This window comes from Ruegeria sp. AL11 (assembly GCF_056540865.1).
On record NZ_JBQFXO010000016.1, the window covers coordinates 34214 to 57366 of the forward strand.

At 59.4% G+C, this 23153-nt stretch carries 26 protein-coding genes; 9 read left to right on the forward strand and 17 right to left on the reverse strand.

From position 1 onward, the window contains the following. Position 1: 1 nt before the first annotated feature. The gene (locus tag ACR0IP_RS21700; protein ID WP_480527920.1) at positions 2-1387 is read right to left on the reverse strand and encodes a trypsin-like peptidase domain-containing protein; all 1386 of its coding nucleotides are present in this window, start codon (positions 1385-1387) and stop codon (positions 2-4) included. 70 nt (positions 1388-1457) lie between these two features. Then, positions 1458-1802, reverse strand: coding sequence for a hypothetical protein (locus ACR0IP_RS21705; protein ID WP_170662979.1), 345 nt, complete (start codon positions 1800-1802; stop codon positions 1458-1460). Positions 1803-1900: 98 nt separating this feature from the next. Here ACR0IP_RS21705 and ACR0IP_RS21710 point away from each other — a divergent pair, with 98 nt between their 5' ends. Next, entirely contained in the window at positions 1901-2236 is a 336-nt protein-coding gene (locus ACR0IP_RS21710) for a cupin domain-containing protein (RefSeq protein ID WP_480527922.1), read from the forward strand. Positions 2237-2287: 51 nt separating this feature from the next. On the opposite strand, the gene dapD is transcribed toward ACR0IP_RS21710, so the two are convergent. The 3 genes from dapD to ACR0IP_RS21725 all read right to left on the reverse strand — a co-directional run bounded on the left by dapD (position 2288) and on the right by ACR0IP_RS21725 (position 4780). Beyond that, a complete protein-coding gene (dapD, locus tag ACR0IP_RS21715; protein ID WP_425083747.1) occupies positions 2288-3115 on the reverse strand; it encodes a 2,3,4,5-tetrahydropyridine-2,6-dicarboxylate N-succinyltransferase in 828 nt (275 codons plus the stop codon). 109 nt (positions 3116-3224) lie between these two features. After that, positions 3225-3824: a GntR family transcriptional regulator gene (locus tag ACR0IP_RS21720; protein WP_480527925.1), complete on the reverse strand. Its 600-nt coding sequence runs from the start codon at positions 3822-3824 to the stop codon at positions 3225-3227. Between the two features lie 44 nt (positions 3825-3868). Continuing rightward, on the reverse strand, positions 3869-4780 hold the full coding sequence (locus tag ACR0IP_RS21725; RefSeq protein ID WP_480527926.1) for a threonine/serine dehydratase: 912 nt from the start codon (positions 4778-4780) through the stop codon (positions 3869-3871). 79 nt (positions 4781-4859) lie between these two features. On the opposite strand from ACR0IP_RS21725, the gene ACR0IP_RS21730 reads away from it, so the two are divergent. Together ACR0IP_RS21730 and ACR0IP_RS21735 are read left to right on the forward strand one after the other, a co-directional pair. Further along, complete coding sequence (locus ACR0IP_RS21730) at positions 4860-5702, forward strand: LOG family protein (RefSeq protein ID WP_480527928.1); 843 nt, start codon at positions 4860-4862, stop codon at positions 5700-5702. A 3-nt stretch (positions 5703-5705) separates the two neighbouring features. After that, positions 5706-6803, forward strand: coding sequence for a cystathionine gamma-lyase (locus tag ACR0IP_RS21735; protein WP_170375989.1), 1098 nt, complete (start codon positions 5706-5708; stop codon positions 6801-6803). Here ACR0IP_RS21735 and ACR0IP_RS21740 read toward each other — a convergent pair whose 3' ends face one another. Continuing rightward, positions 6804-7187 carry a hypothetical protein gene (locus tag ACR0IP_RS21740; RefSeq protein WP_170644204.1) on the reverse strand — a complete coding sequence of 128 codons (384 nt, stop codon included), beginning with the start codon at positions 7185-7187 and terminating at the stop codon, positions 6804-6806. 159 nt (positions 7188-7346) lie between these two features. Here ACR0IP_RS21740 and ACR0IP_RS21745 point away from each other — a divergent pair, with 159 nt between their 5' ends. Further along, positions 7347-8267 (forward strand): DnaJ C-terminal domain-containing protein, encoded by a 921-nt coding sequence (locus ACR0IP_RS21745; protein ID WP_480527930.1) that lies wholly within the window; start codon positions 7347-7349, stop codon positions 8265-8267. Further along, positions 8264-8602 carry a hypothetical protein gene (locus ACR0IP_RS21750; RefSeq protein ID WP_480527932.1) on the forward strand — a complete coding sequence of 113 codons (339 nt, stop codon included), beginning with the start codon at positions 8264-8266 and terminating at the stop codon, positions 8600-8602. Before ACR0IP_RS21745 ends, ACR0IP_RS21750 begins: the two co-directional genes overlap by 4 nt. A gap of 2 nt (positions 8603-8604) precedes the next feature. On the opposite strand, the gene ACR0IP_RS21755 is transcribed toward ACR0IP_RS21750, so the two are convergent. The 4 genes from ACR0IP_RS21755 to ACR0IP_RS21770 form a co-directional block, all read right to left on the reverse strand. Further along, positions 8605-9228, reverse strand: coding sequence for a cytochrome P460 family protein (locus ACR0IP_RS21755; protein WP_480527934.1), 624 nt, complete (start codon positions 9226-9228; stop codon positions 8605-8607). Positions 9229-9428: 200 nt separating this feature from the next. Next, the gene (rlmN, locus tag ACR0IP_RS21760; RefSeq protein WP_480527936.1) at positions 9429-10619 is read right to left on the reverse strand and encodes a dual-specificity RNA methyltransferase RlmN; all 1191 of its coding nucleotides are present in this window, start codon (positions 10617-10619) and stop codon (positions 9429-9431) included. A 117-nt stretch (positions 10620-10736) separates the two neighbouring features. Beyond that, positions 10737-10904: a hypothetical protein gene (locus tag ACR0IP_RS21765; RefSeq protein ID WP_170376001.1), complete on the reverse strand. Its 168-nt coding sequence runs from the start codon at positions 10902-10904 to the stop codon at positions 10737-10739. A gap of 147 nt (positions 10905-11051) precedes the next feature. Beyond that, a complete protein-coding gene (locus tag ACR0IP_RS21770; protein WP_170376002.1) occupies positions 11052-11585 on the reverse strand; it encodes an invasion associated locus B family protein in 534 nt (177 codons plus the stop codon). Between the two features lie 181 nt (positions 11586-11766). Between ACR0IP_RS21770 and ACR0IP_RS21775 the strand changes: the two genes are divergently transcribed. Beyond that, positions 11767-12765, forward strand: a complete 999-nt coding sequence (locus ACR0IP_RS21775; RefSeq protein WP_480527938.1) for an asparaginase — start codon at positions 11767-11769, stop codon at positions 12763-12765. A 5-nt stretch (positions 12766-12770) separates the two neighbouring features. On the opposite strand, the gene ACR0IP_RS21780 is transcribed toward ACR0IP_RS21775, so the two are convergent. The 3 genes from ACR0IP_RS21780 to ACR0IP_RS21790 are packed head-to-tail and all read right to left on the reverse strand — an operon-like array spanning position 12771 to position 13859. Beyond that, on the reverse strand, positions 12771-13091 hold the full coding sequence (locus tag ACR0IP_RS21780; protein WP_425083757.1) for a YciI family protein: 321 nt from the start codon (positions 13089-13091) through the stop codon (positions 12771-12773). A gap of 22 nt (positions 13092-13113) precedes the next feature. Beyond that, positions 13114-13542, reverse strand: coding sequence for an SRPBCC family protein (locus ACR0IP_RS21785; protein WP_170376009.1), 429 nt, complete (start codon positions 13540-13542; stop codon positions 13114-13116). Continuing rightward, the gene (locus ACR0IP_RS21790; protein ID WP_170376012.1) at positions 13530-13859 is read right to left on the reverse strand and encodes a metalloregulator ArsR/SmtB family transcription factor; all 330 of its coding nucleotides are present in this window, start codon (positions 13857-13859) and stop codon (positions 13530-13532) included. The genes ACR0IP_RS21785 and ACR0IP_RS21790 overlap by 13 nt, the downstream gene beginning before the upstream one ends. Positions 13860-14042: 183 nt before the next feature. On the opposite strand from ACR0IP_RS21790, the gene ACR0IP_RS21795 reads away from it, so the two are divergent. Together ACR0IP_RS21795 and ACR0IP_RS21800 are read left to right on the forward strand one after the other, a co-directional pair. Beyond that, entirely contained in the window at positions 14043-14360 is a 318-nt protein-coding gene (locus tag ACR0IP_RS21795) for a hypothetical protein (protein WP_480527941.1), read from the forward strand. 17 nt (positions 14361-14377) lie between these two features. Beyond that, positions 14378-16681: a caspase family protein gene (locus tag ACR0IP_RS21800; RefSeq protein WP_480527943.1), complete on the forward strand. Its 2304-nt coding sequence runs from the start codon at positions 14378-14380 to the stop codon at positions 16679-16681. Between the two features lie 6 nt (positions 16682-16687). Here the strand turns inward: ACR0IP_RS21800 and serB are convergent, their stop codons facing one another. Further along, positions 16688-17563, reverse strand: coding sequence for a phosphoserine phosphatase SerB (gene serB / locus ACR0IP_RS21805; protein ID WP_480527945.1), 876 nt, complete (start codon positions 17561-17563; stop codon positions 16688-16690). Positions 17564-17707: 144 nt separating this feature from the next. Here serB and ACR0IP_RS21810 point away from each other — a divergent pair, with 144 nt between their 5' ends. Then, on the forward strand, positions 17708-19225 hold the full coding sequence (locus ACR0IP_RS21810) for a malonate--CoA ligase (protein ID WP_480527947.1): 1518 nt from the start codon (positions 17708-17710) through the stop codon (positions 19223-19225). On the opposite strand, the gene ACR0IP_RS21815 is transcribed toward ACR0IP_RS21810, so the two are convergent. The 3 genes from ACR0IP_RS21815 to ACR0IP_RS21825 all read right to left on the reverse strand — a co-directional run bounded on the left by ACR0IP_RS21815 (position 19212) and on the right by ACR0IP_RS21825 (position 22866). Then, positions 19212-19937, reverse strand: a complete 726-nt coding sequence (locus tag ACR0IP_RS21815) for a metallophosphoesterase family protein (protein ID WP_170692957.1) — start codon at positions 19935-19937, stop codon at positions 19212-19214. The two genes, ACR0IP_RS21810 and ACR0IP_RS21815, sit on opposite strands and share 14 nt — an antisense overlap. Before the next feature lie 121 nt (positions 19938-20058). After that, entirely contained in the window at positions 20059-21654 is a 1596-nt protein-coding gene (gene serA / locus ACR0IP_RS21820; protein WP_170482243.1) for a phosphoglycerate dehydrogenase, read from the reverse strand. Positions 21655-21711: 57 nt separating this feature from the next. After that, complete coding sequence (locus ACR0IP_RS21825) at positions 21712-22866, reverse strand: phosphoserine transaminase (RefSeq protein WP_480527950.1); 1155 nt, start codon at positions 22864-22866, stop codon at positions 21712-21714. Positions 22867-23153 lie beyond the last annotated feature (287 nt).

A 23153-nucleotide genomic window follows, 5' to 3' on the forward strand; every position in this document is an offset into this window, starting at 1 on the left:
GCTACAGCCGGAATCGCAGGGACAGGCTGCGGCCGCCACGCTGGATCACCATGTTAAGCCTGCGCCCAGGATCGGTCAGTGCGCGCACCACGTCGTTGGGACGCGCGATGTCTGCGCCGTTGATCGCCTCCAGTACGTCGCCAACACGCAGACCCGCGCGGGCGCCGTATGGGCCGGGGTCAACAACTACGACACCGGATTGGGACAGTTTCAGCCCCAGATCAATGATCACCGCCGGATTGACGCCCGAGACGGTCAGTTCGGGCAGTACGGTGCTTTCATCCAAGGTCGTCTTTTCGGCATCTGGCGTATCCGGCGCACGGATCAGCGCCACTTCGACGTCGTCGCTTTCCTCACCGCGCAAGCGGGTCAGAACGGATGTGCCGCCGACCCCCGCCACGGACATGCGGAATTTCATCTCGGCCGGAGAGTTCACCTCATCCCCGTCCACATGTGTGACCACATCGCCAACCCGCAATCCGGCCTCGGCCAGAGGGCTAAGGTCGTGCAAATCCGAGATCACCACGCCCATAGGGATCACCAAGCCCAGAGACTCGGCAATGTCGGCGCTCATGTGCTGGCCGCTCATGCCCGCCCAGGGGCTGACAAAAGTTTCATTGCCCTCTTGCGCCTGCCGCAGAAACTCGGCCACCAGATTGGCCGGGATGGCGAAACCGATCCCGTTTGAACCACCGGACCGCGTCAGGATCGATGTGTTGATCCCGATCAGATCACCATTCACGTCAATCAGGGCCCCACCCGAGTTGCCCGGGTTGATCGCCGCATCGGTCTGAAGAAAATAGCCGCGCGCGTTCCCGGTCGCCGTGCCAGTGCGCGCCAATCCCGATATAATGCCCGAGGACACCGTCTGCCCGATCCCGAACGGGTTACCGATCGCCAAGGCCAACTCGCCCACCTCAACATGATCCGAATCACGCATGTTCAGGAAGGGCAGGCCCTGAGCCTCTTCCAGCCGCAGGATCGCGATATCGCTTTCCTCATGGCCCAAAACCACCTCGGCGGTGAATTCGCGCCGGTCGGTTGTGACCACACGGATTTCAGTGGCCGAGCCGACCACGTGGTAGTTCGATACCACATAGCCATCCTCGGACAGGATCACGCCAGAACCGAGCGAGTTCTGGACCCGCTGCTGTGGCTCTCCAAATCCACGCCCAAAGAAATCCTGAAAGAACGGGTCCGAGAATAACGGTCGCGACCGCCCCTGCCGCACGATCTTGGCATATATGTTCACAACCGCGGGCGCGGCCTCTTTCACCACGGGGGCAAAACCAAGCGAGATTTCGGCTTGCGATTGAGGGACGCGCGTCTCGGCATGGGCAACCGATGCCATGGCGACCGAAACAGCGATGAAAAACCAGCGACGCATGAGGAACCTCAATCCAGTAAAGCCCTCTGGATATGCGCCGAGCGGATCGTCAATGCAAGAAGGCCAGTCGTCAGCCTTTTGCACCTTCGTCAAAAAACGGGGTCATCTGCGCGACAATGACCGCGTTCTCGTCCAGTGCCCGCTGCATCAGGGCGCGTTCATCGGAGTCGATGTCATGCCCCTGCGCCTCGCGCTCGGCCAATGTGCCATAGCCGGTCACGTCCAGAGGGGCCGTGTCGGCCTGTTTCAGGATCGCAACCGTTTCACGCACGGCCTCGGCCTCATCCACGCCGCTGGCAAAGCACATCAGGGCCGCTCCGGTCGCGCCATCTGGCAGGCCATCGCCCTCCTTGCGGCCGATCTGCACGAGCAGGGTGTAGACTTGCTGACGAGAGGGTTTCTTTTGTTTTTCCATGCAGGGGGCCATAGCTCTGCACCCTTGTACGGTCAAGCATTTGCATGGGGCTGACAACTCTGCATAGTGGTATTTTCACAAGCTACTAGGGATGTTTGATGACCTTTCCAGATTTCATTACCGACTTTCCCAGCCTTGACGTTCCCTTCCCCGAGGACGTCGTGCAAACAGCCGTGATCCGCTCTGATGCCGGGCTGGTGGCGTTTTTCACTTTCCTGAAAGATTTTGAACTGCCGATGCACGCCCACAAGGCCCAATGGGGCACTGTCATCGAAGGCGAAGTAGAGCTGACGATAGGGACTGAGACCAGAATTTTTCGCCCCGGCGACAGCTACTCCATCCCGGACGGCGTCGAGCATGGCGGTAAGATCAAAGCAGGCTCACGCGTGATCGACGTGTTTGAAGAGCCGGACCGCTATCCTGTCAAAGCCTAACAAAAAAGGCCGCAGCACAGGGCTGCGGCCAATCGTTTCGATGAAATGCGCTTAGTCACGCAGCAATTCGTTGATCCCGGTTTTCGAGCGGGTCTTTTCATCCACGCGCTTCACGATCACCGCGCAATAGAGGCTGATGTTGTTCTTCGACGGCATCGAGCCTGCAACGACCACGGAATAGGGCGGAACCTCACCATAGGTGACCTCGCCGGTCTCACGGTCGACGATCTTGGTCGATTTGCCGATGAACACGCCCATGCCCAGAACTGAGCCTTCACGCACGATGCAGCCTTCGACCACCTCAGAGCGCGCGCCGATAAAGCAATTGTCTTCAATGATGGTGGGGCCAGCCTGCATCGGCTCCAGCACGCCGCCGATCCCGACGCCGCCCGACAAGTGAACGTTCTTGCCGATCTGCGCGCAGGACCCGACGGTCGCCCATGTATCCACCATGGTGCCTTCGTCGACATAGGCGCCGAGGTTCACGAAAGACGGCATCAGTACTGCGCCCGGCGCGATATAGGCCGACTTACGGACAACGCAGTTGGGCACGGCACGGAAACCGGCGGCCTTCCAGTGGTCTTCGCTCCAACCGGCGAATTTGCTGTCCACCTTGTCCCACCAGCCACCAGCCTGAGGGCCGCCGGTCTGAATTTCCATGTCCTTGATACGGAAGCCCAGCAGAACCGCTTTCTTAGCCCACTGGTTGACGTGCCAGTCACCGCTGTCCAGTTTTTCGGCAACGCGCAATGCGCCGCTGTCCAGCGCGTTCAGCGTGTCTTCGATGGCTTCGCGCTGTTCGCCTGTTGTTGCGGGCGTGATGGTATCGCGCGCCTCCCAGGCGGATTCGATGGCGGCTTCCAGTTGCGCATTGGACATTGGGCGTCTCCCTACAGAATCTGTTCGTGTCGGTGTGGCCTATACGAAAGCCAAGCCCACGGCGCAATGCGACGAACAGGGGCTCTTTTGCGGCGGAATCGTCGGAGCCTCAGCTGGCGCGGCGGATATGCCGGATCAGGATGGTCGTTGCGGTGCCAAGATCCTTGTGTTTCAACGCCTGAACAATCGCCAGATGATCCTTGTCGACGCGCTGTTTCCACTTGGGTCGCCAATGGGCAAACAGATGACGCGCGCTGGCGATATGAAGGTCATCAATCGTATGCAGCAGACGCGGCATGCCGCAGGGCGTCAGGAGCGCCCGGTGAAAGACCCGGTTACGTGTTTCCCAGTCGGGCATGGTCTGCGCCTCATCACAGGCAATCCGCGCCTCATCCATGCGTTTCACATCACTGGGTGTCATGTTCTGCACGGAATGTTGCAGGGCCAAAGGCTCAAGCACCACGCGCATTTCGGCCACTTCGCGCACCTCGGCCGGGTCGAGAACTGCGACCCGCATACCGCGCCGCGGTTCGCTTTTGGCAAGGCCATGCCCCTCGAGCCGCAGCAGAGCCTCGCGCACGGGGACATGGCTGGTCTCAAAGGCCTTGGCGATATGATCCTGGCGCAGCTTCTCACCGGCGTTCAGATCACCGGTGATGATCTGCTGTCTGAGATTTTCGTAGATTGTATCGGCAATCGTGGCGCTCATGGATTATAGATAAAATCCTCAACCTGTTTTCACAAGGCGATAATTCAGCCTGCAAACGGGTCCGGCGCAATGTTCCCACCGCAGATCAGAACGGCGACGCGTTCGCCCGGCTCTGGCGTGTAGGCCCCCGACATCAACGCCGCCAAGGCGGCCGCTCCGGCGGGTTCGACAAGGATGCGATGGGCTTGCCACAACACGCGCTGCGCCTCAGATATGGCCTGATCGGATACCAGCACCGACTCCATCCCCTGCGCCAGTTCAAAACAGATCGACCCGATCCGCCGCGCGCCCAGCGCGTTGGCCGCAACGCCGGAAACCGAAACATCCACCGGCTCACCGGCCTGCAAGGCGGCGTTCAAAGCGCAGGAGGTCTCAGGCTCGACCGCCACAACCTTGCGCGCGCCTTGAAACCAGGCCAGAGCGCCTGCGATCAGCCCGCCGCCGCCAACGGCGATCAGGACGGTATCGGCCTCCAGGCCTTGCGCCTCCCATTCGGCAAAGCAGGTGCCCTGCCCGGCGACCGTGGCAGGCGCATCATAGGCGTGGATCTGCATTGCGCCGGCCTTGTCCTCATGCGCCTGCGCCATCGCCAGCGCGTTGGCATATTCACCGGGCACCACGCTGAGATCCGCGCCAATGTGCTTGATCAGGGCAATCTTGGACGGGCCCGCGATCTCTGGCACAAAAATCTTGGCCGGATGCCCCAGCGCACGCGCCGCATAGGCCGCCGCCGCCCCGTGGTTCCCACCCGAGGCCGCCACTACGCCCGCCTTCGGCACCTCCATGCTCAGCAGCGTGTTGAACGCCCCGCGCGCCTTAAAGCTGCCGGTGTGCTGCATCTGCTCGAGCTTCAGCTCGATCGGATAGCCTGGAATATGACTCTCCATCACCGGGGTTATCTGCGCGTAACCGGCAATGCGTTCTGCTGCCGCCTGAATTTCCGTCTTCCAATCCATTCTTGTCTTTCCGTGACTGGCACTCTGCCCGCGAACCCTATAGCTGTTTGTCAAACACGCAAGCAGGGATCGTTCACCAATGAGAGAAGACCGCCACAGCCCTTTCCGCGACGCGCAGACCGACCGCTCGACCGCGAGCGAGGTGCCGGACACGCCTCAAACGCGGTCTCCGGCCTATCGTCTGGCCTTTGCCGATGACGAGTTCCTGTGCCGTGATGAGCTGCGCCCGGTGCGTCTGCAGCTGGAACTGCTGAAACCCGAGATGATCATGAGCGAGCGTGAGATCACTTCGACCATCGTCATGTTCGGCGGCGCGCGCATTCCGGAACCGTCTCAGAAACACACCGCGCGCACCGAAACGCTAGCCGCTCTGTCCCAGTATTATGATGAGGCGCGCGAGTTCGCGCGGCTGATGACCGAGAAATCGAATGAGACCGGCTGCCGCGAAAACGTCATCGTAACGGGTGGTGGCCCCGGCGTAATGGAGGCCGGAAACCGCGGTGCCCAAGATGCGGGTGGGTGCTCCATCGGTCTGAACATTGTTCTGCCGCATGAACAAGCGCCGAACCTCTATGTCACGCCGGACCTCAGCTTCAACTTCCACTATTTCGCCATCCGTAAGATGCACTTCCTGATGCGCGCCCGCGCCATCACCATCTTCCCCGGCGGCTTCGGCACGATGGATGAACTGTTCGAGTCCCTCACTCTGATCCAAACGGGGCGGATGGAGCGTGTGCCATTCCTGCTATTTGGTCGCGAATTCTGGGAGAAGGTCATCAATTGGTCGGCACTGGCCGATGCGGGCACGATCTCGGACGAAGACCTCGATCTGTTTCGCTTTGTCGACACCGCGCAAGAAGCGGTTGAGATCATCGACAACTGGGAACCCGCCCCGCCACGCGACGCCATTCCGGGACGCTGAGCCATGGCTCACAAAACCGGAGAAATGCTTCATCTGCGTGGCAACGCTTTGGAAAAAGGCGAACCAGTCGCCCTGCCGCTAACACAAAGCAGCATGTACCACCTGCCCGGCCTGCCGGATGGGCATGCCACCTATGGCCGCGTCGACAACCCGACATGGGTGCATCTGGAACATGTACTGTCCCATCTTGAGGACGCGCCCTGCCTCAGCTTCCCCTCGGGCATGGCGGCTATCTCGGCCGCTTTGTTTGCAACCGTTCAGGCCGGGTCGCGCCTGTTGATCCCCTCGGATGGCTACTACGTGACGCGCCTGCTGGCGGACAGGTTCTTGTCCCGACTAGGCGTTGTGGTCGAAGAACGGCCGACCACAGGCTTTGCCGACGTAGGTTTTGAGGGCTTCGACGTAGTCTTCGTCGAAAGCCCTTCGAACCCCGGCCTCGACATGATTGACCTTGCGGATGTGGCCAAACAGGTTCGCGCTGCCGGAGGCATCACCATTGCCGACAATACGACCCTGACACCGCTGGGCCAGCGGCCGTTGGATCTGGGTATCGACGTGGTCGTGTCCTCGGACACCAAAGCCATGGGCGGGCACTCGGACATGCTGATGGGCCACGTCGCCAGCCGCGACGCGCAGATCATGGAGCGGGTCGAGGAATGGCGCCGCGTCTCCGGCTCAATCCCCGGACCGCACGAAGCATGGCTTCTGCATCGCGGGCTCGAGACTCTGGACGTGCGTTTTGATCGCATGTGCGCCTCGGCCCAGGTGCTGGCTGAGCGCCTGGCAGCGCATCCGGCCGTCAAGCACATCCGCTATCCCGGCTTGTCGGACGATCCGTCCCACGCGCTGGCGCAAGCTCAGACCACGCGGTTCGGGTTCCTGCTCTCCCTGACGCTGGAAAGCGAGGACAAGGCCGAGGCCTTCATCAACACCTGCCCTCTGCTGCGGCCCGCCACGTCTTTCGGCGGCGTTCACAGCTCGGCCGAGCGCCGCGCGCGGTGGGGTGACGCTGTCGACCCCGCCTTCATCCGCCTTTCGGTCGGGTGTGAGCCGGTTGATGAGCTTTGGCAGGCGTTCGAGGCCAGCCTGAACGCGCTCTGACTATTTCTTCGCTTCGCGCAGTTCTTTGAACACGTAGATCGGCAGCACCACGCTGGCGATCAACGCCCCCAGCCAGACCAACAGCGTTGCGGCCAGCAGGTTGGAAACACCCCCAACCGTCAGCCCCGAGGCAATCAGGTCGGTGACCAGGAGACCCACAAAGGTCACGATCAACGCGATCCCACCCTTCAGGGCCGGCGCCTTCTTTTCCCCCAGTTTCAGGATCAGCGGCTCGGCAATCACCTGAACGACGGTGAACACAAGAACCACAACGATGAATGAGATCGGCTTGATGGCAAAGCCGTTCAAAATGAGCGACGCCAGCAACAGGCCGATGGCATTCCCGGCCAGCAGGGCCAGAGCGGATTTGATTCTGCGCGACATTCAGGCTCTCCGTGTATGAACAGGTACAGACATGCAGATATTATCAAACCTGTAGGATTTTTCGAGCCAATTCAATTGCCTCTTCCTTTTGGTCGGTTGAAATCGCATGATAAAACACATTCATAAAGATCAGACCGACCCACATCCGCGAGAGGTGAGATGAGCGACGATCCCTATTCCGTCCTCGGCGTCGCCAAAGACGCCAGTGCCGCCGAGATCAAGAAAGCCTATCGGCGCATCGCCAAGGAATGCCACCCGGACCTCAAACCCGGTGATGCCGAGGCCGAGGCCAAGTTTAAAGCCGCCGCCGCTGCTTACGATCTGCTGAAAGACCGCGAAACCCGTGCCCGCTATGACAATGGCGAGATTGACGCTTCGGGTCAGGAGCGCCCTCAACAGCAATATTATCGCGACTATGCCGAGGCCGCCGGAAACCCCTATCGCGGACGGCAGGCGGACCCGGATGACATGTCGGACATCTTCGCCGAATTCATGCGCGGCCGCGGTGGGTTTGGCGGCCAGCGCACGCAGGAATTCCATGCGCCGGGTCACAATCTGAATTACTCGCTGCAGATCAGCTTTCTGGATGCCGTGTTTGGGGCCAGCCAAAAGCTTACCCTGCCCGATGGCAACCGGATCGAGGTTAAAATCCCGGCGGGTATCACCACGGGCCAAACCATCCGGCTGCGAGGCAAGGGCGCTCCGGGCTACGGTGAGGGGCCTCCGGGGGACGCGCTGGTCACCATCTCGGTCGCGGACCATCCACTGTTCGACAGGCAGGGGGATGACATCCACATCACATTGCCGATAACCATTGATGAGGCTGTACTGGGCGGCAAAGTCCCTGCCCCTACGATCGACGGCGGCGTCAACGTCACCGTCCCGGCAGGCACCAGCAGCGGCAAAACCCTCCGCCTGCGAGGTAAGGGCGTCAAGAAACGCGGTTCGTCCGAACGGGGGGATCAATTGATCGAACTTACCGTCGCCCTGCCCGACCAGATCGACGACGACCTCAAGCAATTCATGGAGATATGGCGCGACGCCCATCGCTATGATCCTCGGAAAGGAATGCCGTCATGACCCTGACCGAAGAGGAACTGATCGAAGCCATCACTCGCCTGACCTCGGACCGCCTGACCGAGTATCTCGCGGCAGAGATCGTGATCCCCGAGCAATCAGACCAAGGGGTCGTCTACCACAGCATCGACGTCGCCCGGCTGGAACTGGCCTGCGAATTGCACGAGCAATACGATATGGAGGCCGATGCTTTGTCGATGATGATCTCTCTGATCGATCAGATGCACGGGCTACGCGCTGAACTGCGTGAGGTTCTAAACGCGGTCGAGGCACAACCCGAGCCGGTCCGGCAAAACCTGATCGAGGTCATCGGAACCGCCCGCTTTCGTCGCGGATAGGCCTATTCACCTTTGATCTGGTAGTCCTCTGGCACGTAGAAGGTGTAGTCCCTGTCGGCCACCTGCACGTGGCAGTCATGGCAATAGGCCACGGCCCCGGCCCGATCGCCCAGAGTGTCGCCAAACAAAGACCCATCGGGCAGTACCATAATGTAGCGCCAGTCTGCCGTCTCGGGGTTGGCGCCTTGGGCCAGTTTCTCCATCACGAACATGGCGCCGGGGTAGATCTTACCCTCATCGGTCACCGTCATGCTGTCCTTGGCCAGAACCGAGCCCATGGGCAAAAGCTCACCCGGTTGCAGGGTCCCGTAGTTCAGCGCCATGCGGTTAGCGTAGCTGTTCACGAAACGCTGCCCATGTGTGGCTGAGATATAGGGCGCATCATTGAACAGCGGCCAGCTTTGGTAATTCAAAATGAGATCCAGCTGCGACGTCGCATAGCCACGCGCCATCCGTTTCGACAGCGCGCGATAATGCGCGCTAGCTTCGTCCTTGCTCAGCTCGGCCGGGTTTTCGATGGCCAGATGCGCATCGGGGTCTTCCGCAAAAGCGCCCGCCGCAGATAGCGGTACAAATAGGACTGCAAATGCAATGGTTTTCAATTTACTTCGAAGTCGTTCAATCATTTGGGGCTCACCTGAAATATCAGTTTGCCTACATGCCGCGCGTAACGAGAAAATAAGCTGGCGGCGAAAAAGCCCCGGCGTTTCAAGGGAAAGCCGAGCGTCCGAAACAGGAACGGACGCCCCAACACATAGCAAATATTGAAGACAAAATCAGCACCGGAAACATTAAGTTTACCGCCGCAACCCTTGGCAGAATTGGCTTAGCTGCCGCTCAACCCGGCCTCGGCCTCGATCTGTTTACGCGATTTGCGTGCACGCTCGGTTGCCGATTTCAACTGACCGCAGGCCGCCATAATATCCTCACCGCGCGTTTTGCGGATGGGTGAGGCATAACCGGCCTGATAGATGATGTTCGCAAAGGCCCGGATACGATTGTTCGAGCTGCGCTTGTAAGGCGCACCGGGCCATTCGTTGAACGGAATCAGGTTGATCTTCGCCGGGATCTTATGACGCTTGATGTGATCGATCAGACGATGCGCGTCCTCGTCGCTGTCATTGACGCCATCCAGCATCACATATTCGAACGTGATCCGTTCGGAATTCGACGCATTGGGATAGCTGGCCAGCGCTTTCAGCAGTTCTTCGATGTTCCAGCGCTTGTTGATCGGCACCAGCACGTCGCGGGTCTCATCTGTGGTGGCGTGGAACGAGATCGCCAGCAGGCAGCCGATCTCTTCGGCCGTGCGCGCGATTTCCGGTACCACGCCGCTCGTCGACAGAGTGATCCGCCGACGCGACAAGGAAATTCCTTCGGGGTCCATGGCGATCTTCATCGCGTCGCGGACGTTTTCGAAATTGTAGAGCGGCTCACCCATGCCCATCAGAACGATGTTCGACAGCAGGCGCGTCTCATCCTTCGGCGCACCGGGGGTCGGCCATTCCTCAAGATCATCGCGGGCCATCATCACTTGGCCCACAATCTCGGCCGCGGTCAGGTTGCGCACCAGTTTCTGCGTGCCGGTATGGCAGAAAGAGCAGGTCAGCGTACAACCTACCTGAGACGAGATACACAGCGTACCACGATCCTCTTCAGGGATGTAAACGACCTCGACCTCGTGCCCGCCCGCAATACGACACAGGTATTTGCGAGTGCCGTCTTCGGACACCTGACGGGTGACCACTTCGGGAATTTCGATCACAAAGCTCTCGGCCAATTGCGCGCGATAGGCTTTGGCCAGGTTGGTCATCAGTGCGAAATCACGCACGCCCCATTGGTAGATCCACTGCCAGATCTGACCAGTCCGCATCTTGGCCTGCTTTTCCTGCGTGCCATGTTCGATCAGAGTTGCGCGGAGCTGATCGCGAGTCAGGCCGACAAGGTTCACCTTCCCCTCAGGCAGTTTGCGGGGGATGGTCATGACGTCTTGAGTGATCGGCGCTTTGGGCGACATTTGGGTACCTACTGGGCGTATCTCAGGTGGATTCCGGATTGGGATGCGCCTCTATATAGGATCGCGCGCAAAGATCAAAAGGAATCGTATTGACCCTTACGCGCTTTTGTCGCCGGATCAGACTCCTGCAGGAGGGATAAAGCAATCCTCGGCATCCAGCGTTTTAACCGGATCTTCAGGCCCGCATTCCTCACCTGTAATCGGGTAGGTTTCAGGCTCTTTTTCACAAGCCGCCAGAACCAGTGAAGAAGCCAACATCAGTGTGATCAGAGTTTTGTCGAACATATTTAGACATCCTTTGTTATTACTGAACAAATTAGTTCAGATGCCAACAGGATGTGCTTTGATACGGATCAAGCTTTCTGAATATTTGGTAGAATTATGCGAGAAGCCGCAAAATAGACGGGCCGCATGTTATCGCGACCCGACAGATCAGTTGGTGCAGCGGGTCTCTGCGTCTTCGATCGCGGCGGTGAAGCCCAGCAGAGAGAACGTGTCCTTGGTTTGCGTCCCGCGTTCCGAGCGTGCGGTCAGCACAGCCTCGGTCCCGCGCTTCATCGCGGTGACGATCTTGGCATCGTCCTGAGCAGTCGCCGGCCAGGCCCACTCGCCCTCGGTAAACAGTTCGAATTCAGACCCGTCTACAACCAAGTTCACCGTGGAACCGGCCGCAAAAGGGTAGCCACCGGTAAAGGTCACTTGCCCTTTGACCTCGGCATTGGGGCGATAGAAGACAAACAGCAAGATATCGCTGCGGCGCACGGAAACGACACGTCCACCACGTGTATTGACAGTTTCCTTGGGGGCCGAAACGCTCCAGCATTCGGTGGGATCATCTTCGACAAAAACGCTCCAATCCGTTTTCGCCGCGACGCGGTTTGTACTTGTCCCCTGCTGTGCGATTGCAGTTGTGGCCATACCCGCCACACACAGACCCGCAAGCACGCGGGTAAGCATTGATCCCATTTGTCCAGCCTCCTAGCTCGACCTTCTACCTCATACCCATCGGAAAGCCATGCGAACCCTGCCAGTTCGTCTTGGAAACGTTGCGCATTCCGATGATTGTCGACATACACACACTAACGCAGGTTTCGCCACAGGCGAAAGGGCGATTGGCAGAATTTTGCGCATAAATCCGGAGGTCCAGATGACGCAGCCCATCCCGATGACAGAACTGTGGCGCGGCGATCTGTTGGAAAGCCTGCATCTGGGCCATGCGGTGGTCTGCGATGACACCGGGCAGATCGTGCAAAGCTGGGGCGATCCGAACGCAGTGATCTACCCGCGATCCTCAGCCAAAATGATTCAGGCTCTGCCTTTGGTTACGTCGGGCGCTGCGGCAAAATACGGGCTGAACTCAGAGCATCTTGCGCTGGCCTGCGCCTCGCATAACGGGGCCGCCATTCACACGGATCGCGTTTCGGCCTGGTTGGATCATCTGGGTCTCACCGAACATGATCTGCGCTGCGGCCCGCAAGAGCCCGCCGACATCGCCGCGCGCGACCGGCTTATTCTGGCCGACGATACGCCGTGCCAGATCCACAACAATTGCTCGGGTAAACACTGCGGGTTTCTGACCCTGTCTCAGCATATGGGGGCCGGACCGGAATACCTTGAGATCGACCACCCTGTTCAACAGGCCTGCTTGTCTGCCATTGAGGAAACAACCGGCGAGACCAGCCCCGGCTACGGCATCGACGGATGCTCGGCCCCGAATTTCGCGACCTCGCTGGTGGGGCTTGCGCGCTCCATGGCGTGGTTTGCCTCAGCCGCTAATCGGTCGGACCGGTCGAGCGACGCGGCGCAGCAGCTGACCGCCGCGATGATCAAGCACCCAGAGCTTGTCGCGGGCGAAACCCGTGCCTGTACCGAATTGATGCGCGCAATGAACGGTCGCGCTGCGATCAAGACCGGGGCCGAGGCCGTCTTTGTCGCGATCCTGCCGGAAAAACGCATGGGTATTGCGCTGAAGATCACCGATGGCACCACCCGCGCCAGCGAATGCGCCATCGCGGCCATTCTGGTCAGCCTTGGGGTGTTGGAGGCTGATCACCCGGCCACGCGCAAATTCATGAATGCCACGCAATACAGCCGCCGAGGACTAGAATGCGGCGTGATCCGACCCGCGCCGGGCTTTCCGAACTAAGGCAGCTACATCTCGATTTCGTGGATTTCCGCCACTTCGACCGAGCCAGATCCGTTGATGACCATCGGGCAGCCTTTGGCCATCTCGGTCGCGGCATCAATGCTGTCGGCTTTGACCACCGTAAAGCCAGAGGCAGGGTTAGCCCCGCCATTGTCGACAACGCCGCCGTTGCTGACGGTATAGGATTGGCCCACCGGGTTTCCCGGGATATCCAAAGCCTCGCCCATGTTTTGAAACCACGCGCCCCATGCGGCCATGGTTGCTTCGATTTCTGCGGGGTCAGTTGGGGTGTGGCCCCCGTGATAAACAAATAGATATTGGGGCATTTTGTTCCTCCCTGAATGAAATCTATTGGCACTGCGCTTCGAGTTTGCGCAGCGAGGATGTCCAGCCTGTGTTGTGGTTCTCAGCTGCCTCGGCGTCGGCGAACTCGCGGTGATCAATAACAAGTCGGGCGCCGGTTTCGGTTGCCGCTATCGAAAAAGTCACGTGGCTTTCCGACCCGCGTTGATCCTGATCGTCATGCCAACCCCACGTGAAGCCAACCGAGTGCGGTGGATCAACATGCGTGACATGCCCCGAAACCTTGAATTGCTGCCCATCGCTGTTCTCCATCACCGAAAACCATGGGCCGGTTCTGGAAAAATCCAGATTGTGATCCGGCACATGCATGCCTTCCGGCCCCCACCACTGCAGCAGTTTCGAGCCATCTGTCACCCAAACAAAAAGGTCTTCTGGGCTGACGGGAAAGTCCCGCTCCAATTTCAGGTCGGCCATGAATTTTCCCTTTCCAAAATGTCACCCAAACGATCCAGACTGCTTTCCCAGAACTGCCGTTTCGAGATCGTCCACTCGGCAATCGAACGAAGGCCTTCGGAGTGGACGGAATACAGCCTCTGGGTGCCCAGCACGCGTTGTTGCACCAATCCGGCCTGTCGCAGCACCTTCAGGTGGCGCGAGATTGCGGCACCTGACATGCCTTTGCCTTCGACCAGGTCTCCGGCGGGCAGTTCACCGCCTTCCATCAGTTGCTCGACGATGGCAAACCGAGTGCGGTCAGATAGTGCGGAAAAGGCTGTAATAAGATCGGTCATGATTCTTATTTAACACAAATGTTAAATTTAGGAAAGCCTACCTTTTGTCAGCGCCAATCAGGAAAATTGGCCGATCCTCTTCTTTTCGTGTATATGTGAAAAGGTTCATAGACCTGCTCCAAAGACACAAGTTACGGTGTTATGTGTGAGTTTAATAAGTTGTTTTATTTTAGGAGGCTTGAGATGCGCTTCGCGTCCACTTCATTGTTTTTCGCCTGTACCCTTGTTGTTGCAGGCTGTGCGTCCCCTTGGTCACAGACTGAGACTGTAACCCCTGCTGCAACCGCCCCTCAACCAACCCCTACGGCGGCGGTAGCGACAACTCCCGCGCCTGCCGCCACAACGACGGCGGCAGTAGCCCCTGCAGCAGCCCCCGCGGTGACCCCGACGGCCGTTTCATCGACAGCGCCTCAAAATGCGTATGACCGCGACGGCGGAGATGGCGGCGGTGGCGGCGGTGGTGGAGACGGCGGCGGCGGCGGTGGCGGCTGGGGCGGTTAAGCCGGAGACGACACCACATGCTTAAGCTTGGGTCTAAAACTGGTCGGCGCCATTTACTAGCAGCTGCGTCTATCCTGACGATTTGCGCAAGCGGCCTCAGCGCGCAGTCCTCGTCGGCAACCAGCGCGAACAGCAGGGTTGCGATCGTCATCGGCAATCAGGACTACACGAGCGTTGGCGACCTGACCAATGCCAGAAAAGACGCCGAAGACATTGCGGACATGCTGCGAGACTTCGATTTCCAAGTCTTTGACGGCTATGACCTGACCAAACGCGAGTTTGAAGAGCTGATCCGCACAGCAGTTCTGAACATCCCGGATTCCGCAGATGTTCTGTTCTACTATGCGGGTCACGGCATTCAGATCGGGCGGCGAAACTATCTGCTGCCCGTGGATGCCAAGTTTGAAAGCGTCTATGATGTGCCACTGGCAACGATGACGCTGGATCGCGTGATTGACACCCTGTCCGCCCGCAGCGCGGCCCATGTGGCCATTCTGGACTCGTGCAGGGACAACCCGTTTCAAGACCTCAGATTGGCGGCCGATCTGGACGCCAACCTTTTTGAGACCCGCGAAGGGTTCGATGTTTTCAAAACGCCCTTGAATTCTCTGGTGGCCTATTCCACCTCGCCCGGTGCGGTGGCCAGTGATGGCGAGATCGGCCACAACAGCCCGTATACGGCGGCCGTTCTGGAAACAGCCCAATCCTCTCCGTTTGAGAATATCCAACAGCTCTTTCCGGTCATTCGCGAGAGGGTTCACACCAAAACATCGGGGCAGCAGATCCCCTGGGAAAGCTCGACACTGGTGCGCCCGTTCTATCTGGCGCAGCAAAAGGTCGAGGTTGAACCAGAAGCGCTGCAGGATGGCGCCCCCCAATCCCTATCGCTCAGCTATCAGTTCGACAAATCCGTCCCATTGTCCCAAAGCCTGAGCCAAGCCCTGGGAAGGGACATCGTAGATGTGCGGGTGACGGAAACCCCTGACCGAGGTGCTGTCAACGCCAGCGACACATCTGTAACGTATACACCCGAGATCACGGACACACGTGCCGTTGACCTGCCCAAAACCGATTTTGCCGACACCTTTGCGGTCGAGGTTGTAACCGCTGATCAGACGCGACAGACGGTTGAGGTCTCTCTGGAATTGGGGATGAATGCCTGCGATCTCGAAGCGGGGGATGCGCTGGATCTTAATGGCGTTGGCGTCTTTCGCCTGCCGAATGAGCTGGATATCACCAAAGGTCTGGCCGCCTGTTCGCAAGCGGTCGAGGACTATCCGGAAAACGCGCGGTTCCAGTATCAACTGGGCCGTCTGCAACAAGCCGCAGGCAATGTGCCAGGCGCCTTTGAGAGTTTCACGACTGCTGTCGACGGCGGGCATATTCGCGCCAAATACGCTCTGGCAACCTTGTTGGATACACAGCGCATCGACCGCGCGGTCACCAAAACCCCCTATGACCCGGATAAAGCGCGCGCCCTGTTAGAAGAAGCCATCGCCCAGCAAGACCCCTATGCCATGCACCGGCTGGGCCAACAACTGCTGCGCACAGGTGAAACGACCGAAGAGAAAAACCGCGGCTTCGAACTGTTGGAACGGTCGGTCGAGCTTGGACATACCTATTCGATGAATGAACTGGGCATGTATTTCCTGCGTGAAAACTCGGAACGCTATATCCCCGAGCGTGGGTTGCGATATCTCCGCGCTTCCGAACTACGGCAGGACATCTATGGGTACGACAATCTGGCCTATGTCTCGCTGAATGGTCTGGGCGGCAATCCGGTCGATTTCGACAAAGCTGAATCCTATTTTCTGGCGGCAGCCCAAGGCGGGCACCCAACCGCTCCAGCCAGTATCGCCCGCATGATCATGCGGGACCAGCTACAGGGCCGGCCCCGTACCGAGGCTTTGGCCTGGTACGATACATCGCTGGAACGCGGTGACGCTTGGGGTGGTGCGAACGGAGCCTATATCATTCTGGACGGTCAGGTACCGGGCAAAGGTCCGGCTGACGCAGCGCTCAGGGCGGCCAAAGCGGCCCTGCTGCCGAATGAGGAACCTGCCGCGCAGGCTCAGTCTCAACTCGACAGCCTCTCGCGCGGGGATCTGGATCGGGCTTTACAGCTGGCGCTGAATGAACTGGGGGAAAATGTCACCGTCGATGGCCAAGTCGGCCCGGCGACTTTGACTGCGCTGGAAAACATCAGCGCCAAGTTCGGTGTTCCGGTTCCCTATGCCGCCGCCAGCGATCCAAAGGCCCGGCTGTTGTTGGCCGCGCGGGTGTACTGGGCGCAGAATCCGGTGCGCTTTGACTTGTTCTAGACCGCGCTAACCGCTGAAGTCAGCCTTGCTGTAGCCTTGAATGTAAAGCAGGGCCGTCAGGTCTCCGTGATTGATCCGTACGTCGCACTCAGCCGCAACCGAGGGCTTTGCGTGCAGTGCAACGCCGGTTCCGGCCCGCCCCAGCATGCCCAGATCGTTAGCTCCGTCACCAACCGCGATCACGTCGCCCTCGGACAATCCAAGCGTTGCGGTGATCCGCTCCAGCGATTCGACCTTGGCCTGCCGCCCGAGGATCGGGTGCTGCACATCGCCCGTTAGCTGCCCATTCTCGGTTAACAGCGTGTTCGCCCGGTTCTCATCAAACCCCAACTGCGCGGCCACACGGGCCGTGAACGCCGTAAACCCACCCGAGACCAAGGCCGCATAGCCGCCAGCCTCGCGCATGGTCGCCACCAGTTCCCGCCCGCCGGGCATGAGGGTAATACGCGTGTTCAGAACATGGTCAATGACCGCCTCGTCCAGCCCTTTCAACAAGCCGACCCGTTCGATCAGCGCGCCTTCGAAGTCCAACTCACCATTCATCGCGCGGGCGGTAATGTCTTTGACGCGCTCACCCACGCCCGCCTCATCCGCCAGCTCATCAATGCACTCCTGCTGGATCATGGTGCTGTCCATATCCGCCAGAAGCATTTTCTTGCGCCGCCCCTCGGATGGCTGAACGACCAGATCAACACTCATCTCTTGCAGATCGGCCCAAACATCCCAGCGATTGTCTGGCATCTCGGACAGCGTGAACTCGGCCGCCTCACCGGGGTTGAGCCACGTGACCTCGCCCCCGCCCCACGCATTTCGCAGCGCGTCCACCATCGGTACCTCAAGCGAGGGTGTGGTGGGATTTGTCAGCAAGGTGGCAACGTACATGGCAGGTCTCCGGCAATCTGCATAGCGCATATCGCAGGTGCAGCATTTTCGCCAGAGTTGGTTGGAAATATCTGGCAAACGGGGCTTTACGGTCCCGGTTTTCCCCGCCAGATTCAGCCCGCGACGCACGGAAAGGAACACCGAATGGCCAACCCGCTTTTTGATCGTCTGTTTGGCATTCACGCCGGGAAAACCACGCCGTTCCTGCATCTGCCCGAAGGTCAGGTTCTGACTCATGCCGCCTTTCTCGACATGGCCGCGCGGCTGGCCAACGCGCTGACAGGGCTGGAGCTTGAGCCCGGTGACCGCGTCGCCGTTCAGGTCGAAAAATCGCCCGAGGCGCTTGCCCTCTACGCAGCATGCGCGCAGACCGGGCTGATTTTCTTGCCGCTCAACACCGCCTATACGACCACCGAGCTGCAGTATTTCATCGAAAACAGCGGCGCGAAGCTAGTGGTCTGCGATATCGCGAACGAGGCTGGCCTGACCCCGATTGCCCAAGCGCAGAACGCCCATATTGCAACTCTGAACGCCGATGGCAGTGGCAGCCTGATGCGCCGGGCGCTGGGAATGCTGCCTGCGTATGAACCTGTTTCACGGTCCGAAGATGATCTGGCCGCATTCCTTTATACCTCGGGCACCACGGGGCGGTCGAAAGGCGCGATGCTAACGCAGGCCAACCTGCTGTCCAATGCCGAAACTCTGGTGCAGGAGTGGCGCTTTACAAAAGACGATGTTCTTCTGCATGCGCTGCCGATCTTTCACACCCATGGCCTGTTCGTAGCGACCAATGTGGTGCTGGCTTCGGGCGGGTCGATGATCTTTCTGACCAAATTCGATCTGGACGACATCCTGCGTCTGATGCCGGAGGCCACCGCGATGATGGGCGTACCAACATTCTACACTCGCCTGCTGGGCGATGACCGGTTTACCGGCGATCTGGCGCACCATATGCGGCTGTTCATTTCGGGCTCGGCCCCGATGCTGGCGGAAACTCATGAGCAGTTCGAGGCCCGCACCGGGCATCGTATCCTCGAACGCTACGGCATGACCGAGACCAACATGAACACCTCAAACCCCTATGACGGCGAACGCCGCGCCGGGACCGTCGGGTTCCCTCTGCCGGACGTCGAGCTGAAAGTCACGGACCCCGAAACCGGCGCGCTGCTGCCACACGGCGAGATCGGCATGATTGAGGTGCGCGGTCCGAACGTCTTCAAGGGCTATTGGCAGATGCCCGAGAAAACCGAGGCCGAGCTGCGCGAGGATGGGTTCTTTATCACTGGCGATCTGGGTCGGGTGGACGAGGATGGCTATCTCCATATCGTCGGCCGTGGCAAAGACCTGATCATCTCGGGCGGCTACAACATCTACCCTAAGGAAATCGAGCTGTTGTTGGATGACCAACCCGGCGTTCTGGAAAGCGCGGTCATCGGCGTGCCGCACCCGGATTTTGGCGAAACCGTGCTAGGCATTCTGGTGCCTCAGCCCGAACAAGCCCTTGATCTGGATGCCATTCTAGCGCGCGTTCAGGATCAACTGGCCCGGTTCAAACATCCGCGCAAACTGATCGTGCTGGATGAGCTACCCCGCAACACCATGGGCAAGGTGCAAAAGAACGCCCTGCGCGCGACCTATAAAGACAGCTTTATACAAGGCTGACCCGGCCCTTTTCAGTCAACTCCCAACAGGTGCGGCCTTCGAAGACAACGACACTGGCCGGGCGTCCATACCCCGCGCCGGTATCCAGGTTCACGCGATTGCCGCAATACGTCACCCGGTCGACCGGAGTATGGCCATGGACGATCAGCTTGGGATGCGGCGCGGTATGTTTCAAAAACTCCTGCCGGATCCAGACCAGATCGTTTTCATCCTGCTGATCCAACGCGATACCGGGGCGGATGCCCGCATGAACGAAAGCCAGATCGGGTGTCTGGTGCATCAAGACCAGCCCCCGCAGGAACGCACGATGATCCTCGGGCACGGCCTGCAACGCCATGGCGTGCAGATCCTCAAGCCGGGTTTGTCCCTCGAACACGATACCATAGCTGGCAAGTGTTTCGACCCCGCCCAGACGCTCATGCAGCCAGTGGTAACCGACCAGAAGATGCGGATCATGGCGGGGGAAATCCTCTAGAAACCATGCAAACATACGGTCGTGATTACCCAGCAAAGTGATCCAGTCCCGCCCTTCGGCGCGTCCCGCGATCAAGCGGTCAAGAACACCCCGGCTGTCCGGCCCCCGGTCGGTATAGTCGCCCAGAAACACCACCTGAGCCTCAGGCCCGCCATCGCGGTCGATCAGAGAAAGGAGTCGGTCGAACTCGGCGCTCTGCCCGTGCAGGTCGCCAATGGCGTAGATCGGTTTGGTCATGAAAAGGTCTCTGCTGCTGTCACGGCAGTTTAGCGGCGAAAGTGCTGATAGCGCAATCAGGAACACCCGCGCCGGTCCTTGGCGCGGGTGTCAAATTGTTTGAAATGAAAAAGGGTGCCAATCAGGCGACGTCGAACTCCAGCGGTTTAATCTGCGTGAACAAGCCCGTTTCCGCCAGCTTTGCGCGCGCCTCGGCCGGGACAGGTTCGTCCACGTAAAGCAGCGCAATGGCCTCACCCCCCGCCTCAGACCGACCGAGGGTAAAGTTCGCGATATTGACGTCGTTCTCGCCCATGGTCTGACCCAGCGCACCGATGATGCCCGGCACATCCTCGTTGGTGGTGTAGAGCATATGCGCCCCGATCTCGGCGTCGATATTGATGCCTTTGATCTGGATGAAGCGCGGCTTGCCATCACTGAACACTGTCCCACCGATCGAGCGTTCGCGCTTGGTGGTCACGACGGTGACCTTGATGTAGCCCTCAAACGCACCGGACTTGTCCTGATTGGTGGTCGAGATCTTGATGCCACGCTCTTTGGCGACAACCGGCGCCGAGACCATGTTCACCTCGGGATTGAACTTCTTCATGATCCCCGCAACAACGGCGCAGTTCAGCGCAGCCAGGTTCATTTCAGCGGCCACACCATCGTAGAGGATGTTGATCGCCTGCACCGGCTCATCGGTCATCTGGCCGATGAAGCTGCCAAGATGGCCCGCCAGTTTGATCCACGGGCCCATGACCTTGGCCTCTTCAGCCGTCACGCTGGGCATGTTAAGCGCGTTTTCCACCGCACCGGTCAGCAGATAGTTCGAGATCTGCTCCGCCACCTGCAGCGCCACGTTCTCCTGCGCCTCGGTCGTTGCCGCGCCAAGGTGAGGCGTGCAGACCACGTTGGGCAGGTTGAACAGAGCGTTTTCTTTCGCCGGCTCTTCGCTGAACACGTCAAACGCCGCGCCGGCAACATGGCCCGATTGCAGTGCCTCGGCCAGCGCGTCTTCGTCGACCAGACCACCGCGGGCACAGTTGATGATCCGCACGCCCTTCTTGGTCTTCGCAAGGTTTTCTCGGCTCAGGATATTGCGGGTCTGATCGGTCAGCGGAACATGCAGAGTGATAAAGTCAGCGCGGGCCAGCAGCTCGTCCAGCTCGACCTTTTCAACACCCATCTGCGCGGCTTTCTCTTCACCCAGATAGGGGTCATAGGCCACAACCTTCATCTTCAGGCCAAGCGCGCGTTCACAAACGATGCCGCCGATATTGCCCGCCCCGATCACGCCGAGGGTCTTGTTGGTCAGCTCGATGCCCATGAACTTGGACTTTTCCCACTTACCCGCATGGGTCGAGGTGCTGGCCTCGGGGATCTGCCGCGCCACTGCGAACATCATCGCAATCGCGTGCTCAGCGGTGGTGATCATGTTGCCAAAGGGCGTGTTCATCACGATCACACCCTTCTTCGACGCTGCATCCTTGTCGATATTGTCGGTCCCGATCCCGGCACGACCGATCACTTTCAGTTTGTCGGCTTTCTCCAGAATGGTCGGTGTAACTTTTGTGGCCGAACGGATGGCAAGGCCGTCATACTGACCGATCACCTCGGCCAGTTTGTCTTTGTCCTTACCCAGATCGGGCATGAAATCCACGTCGATGCCGCGATCGCGGAAAATCTGCACGGCGGTTTCGCTGAGCTTGTCAGATACGAGTACTTTGGGGGCCATATTCTCTGGTCCTTGAATTGTATGGAAGGTCCGGGCCTTGGACGGCCCGGTGAAAAGTCAGGCAGCCTCCGACTGCGCCGCGATCTCGGCCTCAAAGGCCCATGCCAGCCATGGCAGCATCGCCTCGATGTCCGAGGTCTCGACCGTACCACCGCACCAGATGCGCAGGCCCGCAGGCGCGTCGCGATAGGCACCGATGTCCAAAGCGATATTCTCGGCCTCAAGCCGTTTGGCCACGGCTTTCGCGAATGCAGCACCGTCCTGAATGCGCCCATCTGTGAATTTCAGGCAGACCGAGGTGTTCGATTGCGTCGCCGCATCCTCGGCCAGATTGGCGATCCAGTCGTTCTGGTCGCAGAAGGCATGCACCGCACTGGCATTGGCATCGGCACGAGCGACCAGCCCCTGCAACCCACCAACTGAGCGCGCCCAATCCAGCGCAAACAGGTAGTCCTCGACGGCCAGCATCGAGGGCGTGTTGATCGTAGCCCCGGTAAAGATACCGTCGATCAGCTTGCCGCCTTTGGTCAGGCGGAAAATCTTCGGCAGTGGCCATGCGGGGGTATAGCTTTCCAGCCGCTCAACGGCACGGGGCGAAAGGATCAGCATCCCGTGGGCCGCTTCGCCACCCAGCACTTTCTGCCAGCTGAAGGTGGTCACATCCAGCTTGTCCCATGGCAAATCCATTGCAAACGCCGCCGAGGTCGCATCACAAATCGTCAGGCCCTGACGATCATCGGCGATCCAGTCGCCATTAGGAACCCGCACGCCCGAAGTCGTCCCGTTCCACGTAAACACCACGTCATTGGCGAAATCGACCGAAGCAAGATCAACGATCTGCCCGTAATCTGCTGTCTTCACCTCGGCATCTATCTTCAGCTGCTTGACCACGTCAGTCACCCAGCCCGCGCCGAAGCTCTCCCAAGCCAGCATTTCAACCTTGCGCTCACCCAGCAGCGACCACAACGCCATCTCAACCGCGCCGGTGTCCGAGGCGGGAACGATGCCGATTTTGTAATCTGCCGGAATGCCCAGCAGCTCACGCGTGCCTTCGATGGCCGCTTTCAGCTTATCCTTGCCGACAGCAGCACGGTGCGAACGACCCAGCACGGCATCGGCCAGTTTGGACAGATCAAATGTGGGGGGTTTGGCGCAGGGGCCCGAGGAAAAACGCGGATTCGCCGGCCGCGTCGCCGGTTGTTCAGTGCTCATCTGTATTACCCTTCCAGATACACGCCCCTCGTTGGGGAGGGGTGTCCCACGGACAGAGCTATGAGGCCTTCGCAGACGCAGCAAGCGAAAAAGACGCTTTCACCGCAAAAAACGACGCCAAAGATGAGCGCAAATGAGAACAGAGGTTTCCGATAAGCGAAAACCCCGCCGATTTCTCGGCGGGGTCTTTTAGTTTTATTCTGCGGCTTCTTCGTATGCTTCCATTGGTGGGCATGTGCAGACAAGGTTTCGGTCTCCGTATGCGTTGTCGACGCGGTTGACGGGGG

Bases quoted from the DNA above. Each gene is read 5' to 3' on its own strand.
- ACR0IP_RS21700 (WP_480527920.1), bottom strand. From the start codon at position 1,387: ATGCGTCGCTGGTTTTTCATCGCTGTTTCGGTCGCCATGGCATCGGTT.
- ACR0IP_RS21705 (WP_170662979.1), bottom strand. From the start codon at position 1,802: ATGGAAAAACAAAAGAAACCCTCTCGTCAGCAAGTCTACACCCTGCTC.
- ACR0IP_RS21710 (WP_480527922.1), top strand. From the start codon at position 1,901: ATGACCTTTCCAGATTTCATTACCGACTTTCCCAGCCTTGACGTTCCC.
- dapD (WP_425083747.1), bottom strand. From the start codon at position 3,115: ATGTCCAATGCGCAACTGGAAGCCGCCATCGAATCCGCCTGGGAGGCG.
- ACR0IP_RS21720 (WP_480527925.1), bottom strand. From the start codon at position 3,824: ATGAGCGCCACGATTGCCGATACAATCTACGAAAATCTCAGACAGCAG.
- ACR0IP_RS21725 (WP_480527926.1), bottom strand. From the start codon at position 4,780: ATGGATTGGAAGACGGAAATTCAGGCGGCAGCAGAACGCATTGCCGGT.
- ACR0IP_RS21730 (WP_480527928.1), top strand. From the start codon at position 4,860: ATGAGAGAAGACCGCCACAGCCCTTTCCGCGACGCGCAGACCGACCGC.
- ACR0IP_RS21735 (WP_170375989.1), top strand. From the start codon at position 5,706: ATGGCTCACAAAACCGGAGAAATGCTTCATCTGCGTGGCAACGCTTTG.
- ACR0IP_RS21740 (WP_170644204.1), bottom strand. From the start codon at position 7,187: ATGTCGCGCAGAATCAAATCCGCTCTGGCCCTGCTGGCCGGGAATGCC.
- ACR0IP_RS21745 (WP_480527930.1), top strand. From the start codon at position 7,347: ATGAGCGACGATCCCTATTCCGTCCTCGGCGTCGCCAAAGACGCCAGT.
- ACR0IP_RS21750 (WP_480527932.1), top strand. From the start codon at position 8,264: ATGACCCTGACCGAAGAGGAACTGATCGAAGCCATCACTCGCCTGACC.
- ACR0IP_RS21755 (WP_480527934.1), bottom strand. From the start codon at position 9,228: ATGATTGAACGACTTCGAAGTAAATTGAAAACCATTGCATTTGCAGTC.
- rlmN (WP_480527936.1), bottom strand. From the start codon at position 10,619: ATGTCGCCCAAAGCGCCGATCACTCAAGACGTCATGACCATCCCCCGC.
- ACR0IP_RS21765 (WP_170376001.1), bottom strand. From the start codon at position 10,904: ATGTTCGACAAAACTCTGATCACACTGATGTTGGCTTCTTCACTGGTT.
- ACR0IP_RS21770 (WP_170376002.1), bottom strand. From the start codon at position 11,585: ATGGGATCAATGCTTACCCGCGTGCTTGCGGGTCTGTGTGTGGCGGGT.
- ACR0IP_RS21775 (WP_480527938.1), top strand. From the start codon at position 11,767: ATGACGCAGCCCATCCCGATGACAGAACTGTGGCGCGGCGATCTGTTG.
- ACR0IP_RS21780 (WP_425083757.1), bottom strand. From the start codon at position 13,091: ATGCCCCAATATCTATTTGTTTATCACGGGGGCCACACCCCAACTGAC.
- ACR0IP_RS21785 (WP_170376009.1), bottom strand. From the start codon at position 13,542: ATGGCCGACCTGAAATTGGAGCGGGACTTTCCCGTCAGCCCAGAAGAC.
- ACR0IP_RS21790 (WP_170376012.1), bottom strand. From the start codon at position 13,859: ATGACCGATCTTATTACAGCCTTTTCCGCACTATCTGACCGCACTCGG.
- ACR0IP_RS21795 (WP_480527941.1), top strand. From the start codon at position 14,043: ATGCGCTTCGCGTCCACTTCATTGTTTTTCGCCTGTACCCTTGTTGTT.
- ACR0IP_RS21800 (WP_480527943.1), top strand. From the start codon at position 14,378: ATGCTTAAGCTTGGGTCTAAAACTGGTCGGCGCCATTTACTAGCAGCT.
- serB (WP_480527945.1), bottom strand. From the start codon at position 17,563: ATGTACGTTGCCACCTTGCTGACAAATCCCACCACACCCTCGCTTGAG.
- ACR0IP_RS21810 (WP_480527947.1), top strand. From the start codon at position 17,708: ATGGCCAACCCGCTTTTTGATCGTCTGTTTGGCATTCACGCCGGGAAA.
- ACR0IP_RS21815 (WP_170692957.1), bottom strand. From the start codon at position 19,937: ATGACCAAACCGATCTACGCCATTGGCGACCTGCACGGGCAGAGCGCC.
- serA (WP_170482243.1), bottom strand. From the start codon at position 21,654: ATGGCCCCCAAAGTACTCGTATCTGACAAGCTCAGCGAAACCGCCGTG.
- ACR0IP_RS21825 (WP_480527950.1), bottom strand. From the start codon at position 22,866: ATGAGCACTGAACAACCGGCGACGCGGCCGGCGAATCCGCGTTTTTCC.